Genomic DNA, 14,562 nt, shown 5'->3' on the forward strand with positions numbered 1-14,562 from the left:
CACTATTTGAGGAAATGATTCCTTCTATCTCTATTCGCAATCCATCATCCTTCACATAGGGCAGACATTCGCAAAGCAATCCTATTAGCTTGTTGCTATAGACGCACTCTTCTTTATATAGCCATTCTACATATTCTCTATTAGCCTTTTCATTTTTCTTTTTCATGATTCTTTTATTCAAGGTGTCTTTCACCCCTCAACATTATTTGTCTACTACGTATCAAAACAAGTCATCCGCACTGATACTACGGCTGCGCTTCGTATAGTTGACGCTTCGTTTATTGAAAAAGTCCGTATGTTTGGTCGCGACAATTTCGTCATCGAACCAGTCGGTAGTTTCTACTGCATCCTCGTCAACATCAAAGATCGGCGCATATCCGATACTTTCCAGCGACTTGTTTAGGCGATTCTTGACGAACTCCTTGGCGGTCGCTTTCGGCATGAAGTCGAGGTCGCCATGTTCGTAAATCCAGTCGATAACGATTTCCTCCGACCGATACGCCTCTTGACACGCCGCAATAACTGCGCGCTCCAGGTTACCATCGAACCACTCCGGCTGTTCGGCGCGAATAATATTAATTAGTTCAATGCCGAATAGTCCGTGAATCTGCTCCTCCTTCGAAGTCGCTTCAATAACGTTCGATACGCCTTTAAAGATATTGCGGTGTTTATTAAACGACATAATGACTAGGAATTGCGAAAACAGCGACACGTGCTCGATGAATAGCGAGAACAATAGTAGCGATAACGCATAATCACGATCACTGCCCGTCTTAGCGAGCGCAACACCCTTCGTCAAATAGTCGACGCGCTGGTATAGCTGCGGAATCTGCTCGATGCGCTCAAACTCGCTATTAAGCCCGGTAATCTCCAGCAAGTGCGCATACGCGTCCATGTGCCGCACTTCTGATTCTGAAAAACTTGCGCCAACTGCTCCGACTTCCGGCTTAGGCAAGCGATGGTAAATGTCGCCCCAAAACGTCTTGACCGAGACCTCTACTTGCGCAATAGCGAGCATAGCGTTCTTAATCGCGTTACGTTCTGCGTCAGTTACGTTCACCTTGAAGTCCTGTATATCGGACGTATAGTTAAATTCCGTATGAAGCCAGTACGAGTGCTGTATCGCTTCCTTGTACGCAATCAAATGCGGATATTCATACGGCTTTAAGTTAATGCGGCGCTTGAATATGTCGGGCCTGCGCGCCTGCTTGCGTTGTTCGCGGTAAATAATATACGCCTTTGCCGTCGTCTTATATTGCGAATTAAGCAACGCAGTTTCTACGGCATCCTGCACGTCTTCGACCGTAATGGCTGCGTCGTCCGCCACGTTGTTCACGACTTCTTGCGTAAGCCGATTAGCTTCATCGTCGGCGTACTCGCCGCTTTCCTTGCCCGCGCGTAATAACGCCTGCATGATCTTGTCCGAATCGAAGTCGACGTAATTGCCGTCGCGTTTCTTGATTTTCCCTGCCGTCAATTTACCGTCCCCTTTAACCGTTTTCTAAGTCCTGTATTGCGTCCTCAATCTCGGTCAATTCGCGCTCCAGTCGCCCTTGCTCGACCTTTAGGCGCGACATGTCGAATAGTATCTCGCCGCGCCGTAACTCGTTAAGCCGTAATAACTCAATGCGCCGTGCTTCCGTCAGTTGCGCGCCGTTCATAAGAGTCCCACCAGGCGCAATAGTCCGAAGCATATTGCGAGTGCCAGCGTTGCCAAAACGATGAATGACAGCGCGATTAGTGAGTACGCGATAAATTCGCCTAGCAGTGTTGCGAACGGCTTTTTAGGAGGCGTCATTGTACGACCTCCCCTTCGTTTAATTTTCTGAAGTCTACACTCTCCGAATAGTACCCGTTACTCTCTCCGATCCAGCGCAATACTGCCGTCCCTTTGATAGTCGAGATTTTATAGAACGTCCATGTTGAAGTTCCCCAATCGGTATCGTCGCCTTCCTGCGAAACTTCTTCCGCAAGTAATATAGGATCGCCAATCAAGTCGTCCAGTTCGCCGTTAATATCCTCGACCCAAACGCTCTCGCAACAGTCTTGTTCGTGATACATTACGTATGTTTCACCGTCTGCTGTAATAAATCGAATCTCATCCGCGTCTTTGTCCACGTTTATTTGCGACAATATCTTACCTTCAAGATCGTTGAAATACGCTCTTTCGCCTTTACGCCAATAACTGTTCATTCCGCAATCAATCCTTTCGATTTTAAGTACGCAATGGCTATCGCTACCGCGTCGCTTTCATCATCAGTCGCAAAAACGAAGTCATCCGGCAGCTTCAATATTGCGCGCACGCCCGCTTCCACTTCGTCCTTATCCGCCTTGCCGTGCGCCACTGCCGCCTTAACCGCGCTTGGCGTGATTTCATTGTCCGTACTTATTGCGTAGCCGTAACGCCCTAGTGCGCTGTCCACTGCCGCCCATGCTCCAAAAACTAACTGCGTAGCGCGTTTGCTGCGCCCTTTCGTGAAGTGTTCGCGCACAACTACGTCAAATGGCCCGTATTCATGGACGACTTGCACCGTCTTAGCTTCGATGTAAGAATACCTTTCACTGTCCGTATTATCCGTGCTTGTAGCCGCATGATCGACGTGTATTAGCGTTAGGCGCTGCTTGCCTTTTAACTGGCGCAATTCAAGGACTGCGTAGCCGGGCGATGCGCTGATGTCGAGCGCCAGTATGCGTAATGTCTTTTTAACCGTCAAGACGCTACCTCATATTGCGCGTCGGTGTCGTCGAGGATTATCGCATTACCGTTCTTCATAGAATCTAAATTCCAGAATGAACCCCACGTGGTATACGCCTTTCCCCCACGTATCTCCGTCACCTTGCCGAAATTCAATCCGCTCGACCCCTTCGTAACCTGCCCAACGGCGAACTCCGTAGGCTTCGGCGCGTTCAAGAACTCTGCCGGCACTTTCATGCCTAATGCGCGCGCTAACGCAATTGCCTTGCCAATGTCCGCGTTAAATACGTCGTCTGGCGCACACTTTGCGATTGCCTTTGCGCGCAACTTGCCTGTATACTCTCCGAACATTAATGCGACAACCGTACGCTTTTCTGCGTTTACTTCGAACTTAACTACGCAAGTCGCTATACTTCCTTTGATAAACGTGTTACGCTTAGTTTTGTCCGTAAATTGCTCGTAGTTAATTACATACGTCCCGTTGCGCCCTTTTTTCAGCGAATCATCCGCCACAAACTCGCGCGCCTGCTTAATGACGGCAGCTCTGCGGGCGTTTGGCGTTGGGGTTTTGCCGATGTTCGCCATTAACGTAATTGCCTGCGCCAAGTCCTCCGTTGTGTACGGCGACGCGACCGACTTTACCGCAAGTTGCGTTTCCAGTTCGGCTACACGCAATTCAAGCTCGGTTACGCGCTCGGCTAGGTTTGGCGCTACTGGCGTCACTGGCGTTTCAGCTACGATCACTTCGTATTCACTGTCGCGAATGAACCGTCCGTGTCCTACGACGTATACTCCGCCGTGTCTGAAGTCGTCATCCTTTTGTGCGACAGCTACTTCGAACACATCGCCATCAGCGTAGTGGTCGCCGGTAAGGAAAGCATTCGCAATCAAAATCCGCTCACCTACGCGTGCCTTGCGTTTTTCTGTGCGGTATTGTTCAAACGGCTCCATGCTTGACGGTTTCAACCACCCACGCTCCCTGCCTCCGGAAGTCGTCTCATACTCAACCTTGTGCTGCCCATCGTCGTCTAGCCGTCCGATAATCGTAGCAGTGTCGCCAATTTTAGCCATAAACGCCGTGTTCTCCCCGCGAATCATTCGCGCCTTATCACCTACGTTAAATTTCGTCATTTTTACGTCCTCCTTTATGAGTTCTATTGCGCATCGTTCTCCTATCGAAATGCCTACCGACTTATCCCCGTCGTCGTCAATCGCGTAAATAAATCCATCGGAGTCTACCTTACATACTTCGTATTTTCTTCCGTTGGTAAACGAAAGGCGTCCTCCGCAAATCAAATTTACATCTACTACGCGAAACATATCGCCTACATTGATTTTCGCCATATCAAACCGTCCCCTTTCGTTTTTGGGCTTCGCGCTTCTCCGTAATAAACTCGATCGCTGCCGCATAGTCGCGCTTCTTCGACGCATTAATAGACGAGTGCTGCGCCTTGTGGTTAATTTCGCACAGCTCCGTAAACTCGGCGACGGACAAGTCTAGCGCGCATGCCTCCTTGTAATTGTTGAACGTCCATTCGTCGAGGTCTAGCGGAGGTGGCGTATTTTCACGCACACACCGCGTCACGTACGCAGGCTTGTCGAGTATTTGCGCAATATCTTCGTCAGTTATGCGTAGGCAGAACGCGCGCAGGTCCGGAGTCTTTGCATAATCCTCGTCGCTCATAAACCAACCCTTCTTCGCGAGGTTCAGATAAAGAACGACATAGTAATCGCAGCCATACATGCGCGCATAGGCCGTTGCTTGGGTCTTATGGCTTGCGTCCGGCTCGCGCATTGAGTAGAGCGACGTCTTGGCTGCCGTGGATGCCTTCGACTTTACTTCGAGACCTACGCGGATCGCTTCGCCGTCGTCCGTAATGTATTCCATTATTCCGTCCGGCGCGCCGCTTAGATAGAACGTTTCGCCATTGTGCGTCACCTTGACGTTCGCTTTGGCGAATTCCTCGAAGCGTGGGCGCCCTTGTTCGTCGCGCAGGAAACGGAAGCGTGGCGCGTTGCCCGTGAGCCGTTCGTAGTGCTTCTCGATGAACAGCAGCTCGCGCTGGATCATGTCGCCGGCTGCCGTTCCCATTTTCGCTTGTCGCGCTTGGTGCGGTGGGCGTCGGCCTGCGTCGCGTTTTGCGCCTTTCGCCTTCAAGTAGAGTTCGCGTGGACAACTGCCGAGACTTGACGGCGAGAAGTACGGCTTTTGTGGCCAGACCTTCGGTGGATTTACGTACCAAGCGTGAATCTGCGAGTCTAGTGCGTCGTCGAAAACCTCCGGTAAACTCTGAAAGTCGTCCAGTAACGCGATCAAGTCACCTTCTATCTGGGATGATAGATTATCCAAAACAAACCACCTCAACTTTTCTATTCAACTTCGCTTTTGTGCCGAAGATGTCGTAACTCCAAAAATCCACTAATCTTGCTGCATCTTCTTCATCTATAATTCTCCCTAAGTCATAACGCAAGTCCGTTCCGGCCGGAACATAACACCGCCATTTATTATTCGCCTTATCGTAAGTGACCCCAACGTAGTCGGAACTACACCGGTGTTCCTTACTCCAATCAATCTCTGAAATATTTAATTCATTCAAGTACGCGTATTTACCGAATAATTCCTTCGCCTTTTGATTGTAGGCAAGCGCCGCATGTTCCTCTGCATTGAATAAACCGATTGTAAGCGCCCGTCCTTTGCGTTCGATCTTAGCTACCCATTTCATATCTTTTTTGCGCCAATGCACCCCTTTATATTTAGAGGTGCTGTTTCTTCTCGGTCCGGAGTTTGCCGCATTATTACTTTGAGTGGTTATTCTTAGATTCGACCTACGGTTGTCTAATTTATTTCGGTTTATATGATCCACTACCATCCCTTCGGGAACTTCTCCGATCACTTCTCGATGCATTGATACAATATTTCCACCTTCATTAACCGGTAATCTACGTCCGGCATACCCGTTTCCAGTAAAATGCCATTCGAACATACTTAATCTACGGAAATCTTCACAATCCACTAGAGCAACTTTGCCTTGCGTTAGTTGAATTTCCTTAACGATTAAGACCGCCTCCCTTTCTCCGCCCATCTACGCGGATTTATTTCAATGTCACAACGTATTGGCACTTTCAACTTGACCGCATTTTCCATCGTCTGCTGTATTTCACGCAATGCCTCGTCGCTAATATCCGCAGGACAGTCATAGACCAGTTCGTCATGGACCTGTAGGAGGATATAGACGTCATGCCGAGCCAGTACTTCGCGCAAATCTACGATTGCCTTTTTCAGTATCGTCCCTGCGCCAGCCTGTATCGGAAAGTTGCCCGCCTGTCTTTGCGCGGAAAACAAACGCCAGCGATCCTTCTTCGATGCTTTAATGTCCTCCTGCAAACGGCGCTTCCTGCCGGCGAAATCCGTGACATAGCCGTACTTTGCAACTTTCACGTGCTGCTCGTCCATATAGCGCTTAATGCCCGGATAGCCTGCGAAGTAATTGTCGATAATTTCCTGCGCTTCTTTCGGTGTAATCTCGAGCGTATCGGCGAGCTTGCTTGCGCCCATTCCGTATACGATTCCGAAGTTTACGATTTTCGCCTGTTTCCGTAGCTTGGCGCAAGGATGGCCGCCCGTTTCCTTGTCGCGCTCGATGTCCTCGTAGGTATAACGCCCTTTACTGATTAACGCCGCAGTTGTTGAGTGGATGTCGCGCCCTTGCTCGAACGCCTCGATCAGTACCGTTTCGTTCGCCATGTGCGCCAGTACGCGCAACTCAATTTGCGAGTAGTCCATCGAAACGAGAATACGGTCGTCGGCAGTCGCTTTAAATAAGTGACGGATTTCCGGGCGTTTCGCTGGTATCTGCTGTGTATTCGGATTTGAACACGTAAAGCGCCCTGTTGCCGCGCCCCAACTGTTGTGCCACGGATGTATCTTACCGTCGCGCTTAACGTCTTTCGGTAACTTTTGCGTAAATGACGACCGCAGTTTTCCGATTTCCTTATATTCAAGAATTAACGGTATGATCGGATGTTCGTTTTTAATACGGTTCATGAATCGGCTATTCGTCGAACCTTTACCGAGGTTAGTTAGGCGCAAGTCTTCGAACAGTAATCGCGAAAGTTGTGCGGGCGAGTTTAAGTTGATTTCCTGTCCGGCAAGTTCGTAAATCTTCGCCTGTATCTCCGCTTCCTCTTGCGCCAACTTTGCGTCGAGTTTAGCCGCTCCCTCTACGTCAAAGCGTATACCGCGCAAGTCCGAATCAATAAACTGTCGCGCGACTGGCATTTCGGTTTCGTAAAACAGACGCTTAATGTCGCGCAAGTCCGGTCGCTTGTCGTACCATTGCGTAATCCAGTCGTATAGCTTTAACGTCTTCTCCGTATCGCCTGCCGCGTACACGAGCGCCACGTCAAGCGGAACTTCGTTAAATTGCGTATTCGGAAAGAGTTCGTCGAAGTTATTGGAAGGCTCGCGCAACCAATCCGTCAGCAAATCTTTCAAGCGGTGCGACCGGTTCTCGTCGAGCGACATCGCCATAATACGCGTGTCAGCATGTAAAGCGTCTTGAAGACGTAGCCCGTGCTTGACCGCGAACCACTTACAGTCGAATGGCGCATTATGCATAACGATCTTTGCCGTCAGTAGCGCAGCCGCAACCATGCCGAGTACGTCATTTACGGGGTATTTATTCAACGGCGTTTTTTCAACGTGGTCAATCGGTACATAGTAGTTATATTTGCGCGTACTTACTGAAAAGCCTGCGATTTCACCGTTCCACGGATCGAGCGCAGAACCTTTCGGCCCTTTGCCGTCGTGTGTTTCGCAGTCAAACGCAATAACGTCACTCGCCCGTATATCCTTCGCCATTGCCGCAAGTTTATCGAGTGTGTCCGCAAGTATATAGTTCGACGGAGTATTCGCGACAAGTTCCGCCAGTTTGCCTTCGCGCTCTTGTTCGGCAAGTATCGTGTATAAACGCAAAGCTTCCGCCTTTGAAAAGCGTTTACCCACGTTCTCCGGCTCACGTCCGACCTTGCCCGCGTCCATAGCGCGCTTAACCGCCTGTAAACGCTCTTGATCCGGCGCGCTGTTCTTCATCGCAAATAGGCGCGCCCATGCCTCGTCCATTGATTCGGTACTTGCCCGCTTCTTGGACGCCGCTTCCGTCAATGCGCTGCCCGTCGAAGGACTGCGCTGATTTAGCGTTAGTTTAACGTCGATCACGTCACATTCATCCTCTCATAAAACGCAATTACTACGTCATTATTCGCGTCCGCCCAATCGTAGAAGCAATCCGACGAGCAGAAGTAGCGTTGCGTATGCTCGTCGTAAATTGCGTCCGTGTGTGCGTCGTCTACGTCTAGTTGCGCGTTGCAGTAGCAAGTGTTCGTCACTTTGCGTCTAACCGACTTTCGACTGGCGCGATTAGTTCTACGTCTTTACCTAAAATAACTGCGCCTTCATTGGCTAGCTCTACGTTACCTCCGCCTCCAATTCCGTAATGACGACTTACCTCCGCTACTTTACTGATTAATCTAGGGAAGTCATCGTCTCGGAGTACGCGCACAATATCGCCCTTCTTAAATTCGCCAGGTTTGCGTCCTAGCTCCGTGAATACTGCGTCGCGTTTCGCTTTGGCGACTTCTTCTTCGGTCGCAGTCGTAAGTTCTTCCGCAGTAAACCATCGAGAACTCTTAGAATCTAGTCCGTGAGCCATATAAGGGACTTTGGAACCGTCTACTTTGACGATCCGTACGATTGTCCCTACGTCATACTTCGTATTGCGCTCTCTGTTTACGTGAGCAACTTTCGCATAATCACCGACTTTTAACGGTAATTCCTTCGGCAGCTCCGCAGGGGCGTATACGAGTGTGTTCGCTTCCGTGCGGTCAGTATATTCCGCGTAAACTTCGTAACTACCTCCGTAACTTGGCACGGCGTCAATTTTCCCGTCCTTATTAACTAAGTAATACGCGTCATTTGGAATCGCTAAGGTTCCTTTAGCTTCCTTCGTTACATAAACGACATCACCCGCCTGCGCCTTGCGATCAACTAGCGTATATTTTGCGCCTTTGTATTCGATTTCTTGCGCTGGTGCGGGCTTTTGCGGTGTGGCTTGCGCACTATCTTCGACGATTACTTCGTATTCTTCCGGATAGATTCGGCGTCCGTGTTCTTCAACGCGGACAGTACCTCCGCCACCCGCCATCCGCCATAAGTCCGCTTCCTTTACCGTAAGAACGTCACCATTCGAGTACTCTCCGCCAGTTAGCGTAGCGTCTACGATCAAAATCCGCTCGCCCACTTTTGCGTGGCGTTTGACCGTTTTGTAAATCGTAGGCTCGGCCGGCGCGTTATCCTTGCCTTCAAGCGCATCTACACGACTTTCCAGCGCAGTCACACGCTCGTCTAGTTGCGGCTTTTGTGCGGACACTTTGCGGAAATAATTGAAGCCATCCACGTAGTAATTAACGTGTTCCCCGATATAGGTGAATCTTTTACCGCAAGACTCCGTAAGTTCAGTTACTACGTGGAACTCTCCTTGTTCAACCGTCCCCCACGCATTGACAACTTCGCAAATATCTCCTACTTTCGGTCTTACAACCTTCTCATACTCCGCACCGTCATACGCAATCTTCGTGATTTCACCGTTCACCATATCTAACGTTTTTACACCGTTTAATTTCGCCATTTATACCGCCGCCTTTTCCGTAGTATTTTCTAACGTAATCCAACGCTTGCGCGCCGTCATTTCAGTCGACCAGTACTCGGAAAGACCCACGCAATCGAACATAAAAGCACGATCGCCGTCAACTCCGATTATTAAATCAACCTCGTCCGCTGTGTATGGCTCGCCGTTACCTTTGCGCGCATAGACTACGAGCGCATTGTCGCGGTCGGTGCGTTTGCGAAGCGTTTTGACCTGCACGCGGTAAACAACGCCGTTTAACGGGTCGCGCGCAAGGAAATCGTAGACCTCCGGCACCAGCGGCTTTGCGACCTCGTAGCCAAGCTGCGTCATAAGCAGCGATGCAGCCGTTAGCTCGCTGATTGCGCCTGTAATTTGTGTTTCATGCGCCAATTTGTCCGCCTTCCTTTCCGTTATATTTGCGGGAAATGAACGCCTCCCCTTAAAATGGGAGGTCGTCCGAATCCGATTCTGCGTCTGCGTCTGCGTCGTCAGCCGCGCCCGCTTGCGCCGATGCTGCACTGTAGCCGATCAAACTTACGTCAAATCCTGCTTGCGTAAGTAGCTTTACTTGCTCTTCTTCGTTAGCGAAGAATGGTGCCGTGAAGAATTGCGTCATGTCAATACTTGTAGGTGCGTCGGCGAAGTTCTTACGTTCATCCTCCGTTAAACCTTTGTCTAAGTTTATAATCGGAGTTAAGCTGACGGTTGTAGATGTTCCGCTCCCACTCTTCTTAATTGTGAACGCTAATCCTTCTATATCTTCCTCGTAGTCTTCGATAATAGACTTGATAGCTTCATGTTGCTTCTTCGATAAATCAATCGCAATAGATTCTCCTTTTGTTAAGTCGAAGAATCCCATAGCGTATCTTGCTTTAGCGCGGTACTTCGAAGCTTCCTGCCCGTGTTCGTCGCTCCAGTCCTGCGATAAATCTTTGTGATATTTCCAGGCCTTATCCCACGGCGTTAAGTCGGCAGTAGGAAATCCTTTAGCGGTCTTTTTGGACGGCTTTTCTGCCACGAAAGAGTCGATACGCTCGTAAATTCCGTAACTGTAGAACAGAAAGTAATCTTTCATTCCGATGACTTTGACTTTCAACGATGTTCCTGATTTAAGCGATGTAAATGCGGACTTGTTACCGCCGTTATCCGCTGATTCTACTACTGCGTCTGCTTCTGCTCCGACTAAGAATTGATTTTGCGTCAATATAAACGTCCCCTTTTCGTTATAATTTAGTAGGCACGCGCATTAGGTGCGCTCGGCTTCCGTTCAGAACTTTCGCCGCCTATTGCGCCATGCCCGCCGGTGCGTCAAGTGTGCGTCTAATAGCCGTTCGCGATGCCCTCGCTACCCCCACAGATGGCGCAGTCAAACGATGACCGCATTAAAGCGTTAAGGACACGGCTATTTTACCGACGCTACTACCTGCGCCCGCTAGTACGCGCAATAGGGGTCTTACGTCCGCTACTTGCCCGGACTGCCGCATTATCACACGCACTAGCCGACGCAAGTTGCCGGCTTAAATTAATTTACTTGCGATATACTCGCGGATTTCAATACGTAGATCGTGCGCCTCCCTAATCTCCAAATCTGCGTGCATTTGCGCAGTTTCATCGCGAATAATCCGTTTTAATTTAAGTACTAACTCATCTAATTCCGATTTAACTTCGTTTTTCACATCGTCACCTCCATTTCGTCATCTATTGCGCCTCCCAAGTACGTCATTGCTTCCGTTTCCACCGCGCGGTACTCACTTTCTTGCGTCGCCATTGCGTTTTGTATCGCCTTTGCTTCGTCCGCCAGTACGTCTATTTGCGCCTGTATAATTGCTTGCGTGCCCGGATGTTTGCATCGCACTTTATTTCGAAATAAAGTCGCAATTTCGAGGTTTACGTCCGCCAAACGGTGGGTATACTGTCTATAAACACGACGGTAATTTACGGTTGCTTTGCGTAGTTCGCGCTCGATCGTCGCCTTGATTGCGCCGGTGAATAGTCCGCTTTGCGTCGTTGGCGCGCCCTTCACAGTGTCCATCGAATATACTGTAATAATTACGTCTTTATCCGCAGAAAGTATCATGCGTGTGCGCGTCTTGTGATGATCGTAGATACGTCCTGCGCCGTCATTACCTTGAAAGACTGCCGTTTGCATAAGCTGCATTAATCGGCTATGCGCTTCCTTGCGCGGTATTCCGAGCCTTTCCTCGGCGCGTACCTTAGCATGTTCAGAACAAGCGTATGGCCGCATTTTGCGCGTGTCGACCGTCATGCAATCCGCACTCCTTTCAGCGGACGGTAATAATCGGCAATGTCGTCATCCGCCGGTATATTCCCGTGGTAGTCCGCATATGTTAACTTAGTTTCGTCTAAGTTGCGTTTATTTTCCGCATGTGAATCTTTTTCGTAATGTAATCCGTATATAAACATAGAAAGTAACCTCCTGTAATTTAGTTGTATTAGCTAATCGGTGTGTGCTATAATCGTAAAGGAAATTGCAGACTAGCCGACATGTTGCGTAGGCACACTTAAATAGTCGTAATAATCTCCGAACTTACTACGGTCGTAGTATTGCGCGAGTTTACGTATGCGTGTCTTTACAGTTTTGTCGGTACTTCCGATTTGCTTGGCTGCTTGTCGGTAAGAGTCTGTTAGCAAGTAGGCTGATACGGATTTGGTCGTCTGTTGGTCAGCCTGCGATAAGAGAAACGCGGTCAGTTGGCGCTGATCGTGTTTTTTTTGTATTTCGGTTAAAATATCGTCTTCGCCGGTTGTTGGCGCAACCTGCAATACTTCGTACAGTTCGAACTCATTTCCTTCGTCGTCTTCGTACATAACTTCCGTTTCATAGCTGGCGCGCCTAGTTTGTTGGCGTACTAGGTCGATGCATCCGAGCCTTACAGCGCTGTACACTGCGTTTTTAAACTTGCCTCGCGAACCGTCGAACTTGGTCGCAATGTCTAGCAACTTACTATTAATCATTGATTCTACGTCCAGCTCGTCCAATTTGTATCGGCGCGAGAACTTCCTTACTACCGCCCGCCCTCCTTCGTAAATGTGTGCGTAGATTTCTGCGAACGCGACTTCGCAACCGGTCGCTTGATACTGCTTGATTGCTGCGTTGATTGTCATGTAAATACCTCCTATACTAGTTATATCGTTTGTAAATCCAAAGTGCGGAGTAAAATCTGAAAAACTTTTAAAATATTTATTTTTACTAGCTGACTTCGGAATATACTAGTAACTATAATATAGACGTTTGATAAAGTCAAACCATTTGTGGTATAATTCTTTTAGGAGGTGAATATGATGTTTACTTACGCGCCATTACGACGCTATTTAGATTCGAAAGGACGCTCGATCAAGCAGCTAACTATCGAATTAAAACTATCAACTAACGTAGCTGTCGCGCTCAATAACGATAAATCCGTTAAATTGGAACATATTGCGCGCATCTGCAATCACTTGGACTTATCCATCGAGCGAGTAGTCGAAGTAATCCGCGACACTGACGCCTAGCCAGGCGTCTTTTTTAATGGTAAAATTATCCGCGGAGGTGGGCGGTAATCAACGTTAATCTGCGCTGTAAGCTATACGACCTTCGGACTGCGCGCGGCTATACGCAACACGACCTCGAAGTGCGCACGGGCATTAACGCTAAAACTATCTCGGCCTACGAGAATGATAGACGCTTAATGAACGTTACTACGATGGTAAAGTTTGCGATTGCCTTGCACTGCACGCTCGATGACCTCTACGTCTATAACGCGCAGTGATCCGAGTCGTGGGCGGTGTCATGCCGTCCGTCAGCAAGGTAACGTTTTGTTTACTATCATAGCGTGATTTTTCCGCAAAGTAAAGACGTTTCTTCCATAATTCGACAAACGCGCCAAGCCTAGCCGCTTAACGCTTATTTTACTGAAACGCTTCCGATTTGTATAGCTCTTTCACGCAATTTTGACACGGAAAAGTTTGACAATTGTAGTAAGGCGTCCGTCCCGTGGCGCATTAAATACTCGTTTGCGTCCGAACAGTCGCCGTAATCTATCGCACACAACGCTAACTGCCCCGCTAACTGCGCCCGTACCTTAGCGTTAAGGCGCTGCCCCGCCTCATCATTGTCGCCTCCTAATACTAAAGTCCGTATGCTCGACCGCTTGATTGCGTCGGCTTGCGCGGGACTTATGGACGCACTGCCTACCGCAATTGCAGGTACTCCGGATACGCGCCACGACATGACGTCAATCTCGCCTTCGCAAAGTACCGCCATGTCCTCACGCGATTCGTTTATTACGTCCAGTCCGTATACTAAATCAGCAATAGGTGTCGCGCCCTTGACGTAAAAGAAGTCCTTGCCGCGCGTGCTGCGGTATTTAACGTTGGCTAAACGACCTTGCGGCGTATACCACGGAATCGCCGTAAAGCCTGGCGCGGAATCACTGTAGCCTACCGCGTAAAGGCGCTGTACTTCCGCAGTGATGCCACGCGTTAGTAGATACGGGCTTACTGCTTGCGTAATAGGTTGCGGTTGCTTGTACGTCGGGCGCGTCGTTAATTGCGGCGCAATAATACGGATCGGTTCGCCGGCTTTCGTTGGCGCGCCGTATTTGGCCGTTAAATAGTCCGCTACGTCCGCTTCACACTCGCCGCGCAATTCGGCTAGTAGTGCCAGCAAGCCGCCTTTTTGCCCGCTGCCGCTGTCGCCCCAAGTGCCTGCGTGTGGCCCGTCGAGGTGGACGTAGAATGACGGCTTGTTGTCGTCACGGAACGGTGAGCGTGCAATTAGCTTGTCCGCGCGCCAGTCCGCTTGGTAGCCGAAGTCGTATACGGATAGTTCTTCGGTGATGTCGATGTTGAGCGTTTGGTTGCGTATGTTTATTAGTGCCATGCGTCTGCCTCCTTTCTTATTGCGTAGTTTGGACGTACTGTGTCACATCGCAATGAAGTGATTGACAAAGTCATCCCTTTGTATTTCCATCCACCTTCCAGTTTCATCCTCTAAGCGAATCGAATCACTATCACCTACGAATCTGTAATCACTATTATCCAATTCCCATATGCTTCCTTCTTCGATTGCCGTATGCTCATTCTCAACGCGCCACCCGTCATCATCCACAACCTCAAGTACCATTGGTATTACGCACTTATATTTAGACATATTGATCACCCTTCTGATTTCACAGTTTT

Annotated in this window: 18 protein-coding genes; 2 read left to right on the forward strand and 16 right to left on the reverse strand. The window is 49.3% G+C overall.

Annotation, left to right across the window (positions count from 1 at the left end):
- Nucleotides 1-220: 220 nt before the first annotated feature.
- The 14 genes from ACVHUV_RS13400 to ACVHUV_RS13465 form a co-directional block, all read right to left on the reverse strand.
- Entirely contained in the window at nt 221-1,477 is a 1,257-nt protein-coding gene (locus ACVHUV_RS13400; RefSeq protein ID WP_462084917.1) for a ribonucleotide-diphosphate reductase subunit beta, read from the reverse strand.
- A 317-nt stretch (nt 1,478-1,794) separates the two neighbouring features.
- Nucleotides 1,795-2,193 carry a DUF7448 domain-containing protein gene (locus tag ACVHUV_RS13405; RefSeq protein ID WP_462084918.1) on the reverse strand — a complete coding sequence of 133 codons (399 nt, stop codon included), beginning with the start codon at nt 2,191-2,193 and terminating at the stop codon, nt 1,795-1,797.
- Nucleotides 2,190-2,714, reverse strand: a complete 525-nt coding sequence (locus tag ACVHUV_RS13410) for a crossover junction endodeoxyribonuclease RuvC (RefSeq protein ID WP_462084919.1) — start codon at nt 2,712-2,714, stop codon at nt 2,190-2,192. Before ACVHUV_RS13410 ends, ACVHUV_RS13405 begins: the two co-directional genes overlap by 4 nt.
- The gene (locus ACVHUV_RS13415) at nt 2,711-3,826 is read right to left on the reverse strand and encodes a hypothetical protein (protein WP_462084920.1); all 1,116 of its coding nucleotides are present in this window, start codon (nt 3,824-3,826) and stop codon (nt 2,711-2,713) included. Before ACVHUV_RS13415 ends, ACVHUV_RS13410 begins: the two co-directional genes overlap by 4 nt.
- 214 nt (nt 3,827-4,040) lie before the next feature.
- Nucleotides 4,041-5,045 carry a hypothetical protein gene (locus ACVHUV_RS13420; protein ID WP_462084921.1) on the reverse strand — a complete coding sequence of 335 codons (1,005 nt, stop codon included), beginning with the start codon at nt 5,043-5,045 and terminating at the stop codon, nt 4,041-4,043.
- Nucleotides 5,038-5,778 (reverse strand): HNH endonuclease, encoded by a 741-nt coding sequence (locus tag ACVHUV_RS13425; RefSeq protein WP_462084922.1) that lies wholly within the window; start codon nt 5,776-5,778, stop codon nt 5,038-5,040. Before ACVHUV_RS13425 ends, ACVHUV_RS13420 begins: the two co-directional genes overlap by 8 nt.
- The gene (locus tag ACVHUV_RS13430; RefSeq protein WP_462084923.1) at nt 5,751-7,736 is read right to left on the reverse strand and encodes a DNA polymerase; all 1,986 of its coding nucleotides are present in this window, start codon (nt 7,734-7,736) and stop codon (nt 5,751-5,753) included. The genes ACVHUV_RS13425 and ACVHUV_RS13430 overlap by 28 nt, the downstream gene beginning before the upstream one ends.
- A gap of 343 nt (nt 7,737-8,079) precedes the next feature.
- Nucleotides 8,080-9,381 carry a hypothetical protein gene (locus ACVHUV_RS13435; RefSeq protein WP_462084924.1) on the reverse strand — a complete coding sequence of 434 codons (1,302 nt, stop codon included), beginning with the start codon at nt 9,379-9,381 and terminating at the stop codon, nt 8,080-8,082.
- Complete coding sequence (locus tag ACVHUV_RS13440; RefSeq protein ID WP_462084925.1) at nt 9,382-9,771, reverse strand: PDDEXK-like family protein; 390 nt, start codon at nt 9,769-9,771, stop codon at nt 9,382-9,384.
- A 49-nt stretch (nt 9,772-9,820) separates the two neighbouring features.
- Nucleotides 9,821-10,585: a hypothetical protein gene (locus ACVHUV_RS13445; RefSeq protein WP_462084926.1), complete on the reverse strand. Its 765-nt coding sequence runs from the start codon at nt 10,583-10,585 to the stop codon at nt 9,821-9,823.
- A 313-nt stretch (nt 10,586-10,898) separates the two neighbouring features.
- Nucleotides 10,899-11,057 carry a hypothetical protein gene (locus tag ACVHUV_RS13450; RefSeq protein WP_462084927.1) on the reverse strand — a complete coding sequence of 53 codons (159 nt, stop codon included), beginning with the start codon at nt 11,055-11,057 and terminating at the stop codon, nt 10,899-10,901.
- Nucleotides 11,054-11,539 (reverse strand): hypothetical protein, encoded by a 486-nt coding sequence (locus tag ACVHUV_RS13455; protein WP_462084928.1) that lies wholly within the window; start codon nt 11,537-11,539, stop codon nt 11,054-11,056. The genes ACVHUV_RS13450 and ACVHUV_RS13455 overlap by 4 nt, the downstream gene beginning before the upstream one ends.
- Before the next feature lie 104 nt (nt 11,540-11,643).
- A complete protein-coding gene (locus tag ACVHUV_RS13460) occupies nt 11,644-11,805 on the reverse strand; it encodes a hypothetical protein (RefSeq protein ID WP_462084929.1) in 162 nt (53 codons plus the stop codon).
- Nucleotides 11,806-11,877: 72 nt separating this feature from the next.
- On the reverse strand, nt 11,878-12,507 hold the full coding sequence (locus tag ACVHUV_RS13465; protein WP_462084930.1) for an RNA polymerase sigma factor: 630 nt from the start codon (nt 12,505-12,507) through the stop codon (nt 11,878-11,880).
- 177 nt (nt 12,508-12,684) lie between these two features.
- Here ACVHUV_RS13465 and ACVHUV_RS13470 point away from each other — a divergent pair, with 177 nt between their 5' ends.
- Nucleotides 12,685-12,894 carry a helix-turn-helix domain-containing protein gene (locus ACVHUV_RS13470; RefSeq protein WP_462084931.1) on the forward strand — a complete coding sequence of 70 codons (210 nt, stop codon included), beginning with the start codon at nt 12,685-12,687 and terminating at the stop codon, nt 12,892-12,894.
- Nucleotides 12,895-12,953: 59 nt separating this feature from the next.
- The gene (locus ACVHUV_RS13475; RefSeq protein WP_462086915.1) at nt 12,954-13,151 is read left to right on the forward strand and encodes a helix-turn-helix domain-containing protein; all 198 of its coding nucleotides are present in this window, start codon (nt 12,954-12,956) and stop codon (nt 13,149-13,151) included.
- A 134-nt stretch (nt 13,152-13,285) separates the two neighbouring features.
- Here ACVHUV_RS13475 and ACVHUV_RS13480 read toward each other — a convergent pair whose 3' ends face one another.
- Both ACVHUV_RS13480 and ACVHUV_RS13485 read right to left on the reverse strand, forming a co-directional pair.
- A complete protein-coding gene (locus tag ACVHUV_RS13480; RefSeq protein ID WP_462084932.1) occupies nt 13,286-14,263 on the reverse strand; it encodes a toprim domain-containing protein in 978 nt (325 codons plus the stop codon).
- Nucleotides 14,264-14,305: 42 nt separating this feature from the next.
- Nucleotides 14,306-14,533, reverse strand: a complete 228-nt coding sequence (locus tag ACVHUV_RS13485) for a hypothetical protein (protein WP_462084933.1) — start codon at nt 14,531-14,533, stop codon at nt 14,306-14,308.
- Between the last annotated feature and the right edge of the window lie 29 nt (nt 14,534-14,562).

It is taken from the genome of Sporosarcina saromensis, from assembly GCF_054901285.1.

Bases quoted from the DNA above. Each gene is read 5' to 3' on its own strand.
- ACVHUV_RS13435 (WP_462084924.1), bottom strand. From the start codon at position 9,381: ATGGCGAAATTAAACGGTGTAAAAACGTTAGATATGGTGAACGGTGAA.
- ACVHUV_RS13425 (WP_462084922.1), bottom strand. From the start codon at position 5,778: ATGGGCGGAGAAAGGGAGGCGGTCTTAATCGTTAAGGAAATTCAACTA.
- ACVHUV_RS13465 (WP_462084930.1), bottom strand. From the start codon at position 12,507: ATGACAATCAACGCAGCAATCAAGCAGTATCAAGCGACCGGTTGCGAA.
- ACVHUV_RS13460 (WP_462084929.1), bottom strand. From the start codon at position 11,805: ATGTTTATATACGGATTACATTACGAAAAAGATTCACATGCGGAAAAT.
- ACVHUV_RS13480 (WP_462084932.1), bottom strand. From the start codon at position 14,263: ATGGCACTAATAAACATACGCAACCAAACGCTCAACATCGACATCACC.
- ACVHUV_RS13415 (WP_462084920.1), bottom strand. From the start codon at position 3,826: ATGACGAAATTTAACGTAGGTGATAAGGCGCGAATGATTCGCGGGGAG.
- ACVHUV_RS13455 (WP_462084928.1), bottom strand. From the start codon at position 11,539: ATGCAGCTTATGCAAACGGCAGTCTTTCAAGGTAATGACGGCGCAGGA.
- ACVHUV_RS13405 (WP_462084918.1), bottom strand. From the start codon at position 2,193: ATGAACAGTTATTGGCGTAAAGGCGAAAGAGCGTATTTCAACGATCTT.
- ACVHUV_RS13485 (WP_462084933.1), bottom strand. From the start codon at position 14,533: ATGTCTAAATATAAGTGCGTAATACCAATGGTACTTGAGGTTGTGGAT.
- ACVHUV_RS13430 (WP_462084923.1), bottom strand. From the start codon at position 7,736: ATGGACGCGGGCAAGGTCGGACGTGAGCCGGAGAACGTGGGTAAACGC.
- ACVHUV_RS13470 (WP_462084931.1), top strand. From the start codon at position 12,685: ATGTTTACTTACGCGCCATTACGACGCTATTTAGATTCGAAAGGACGC.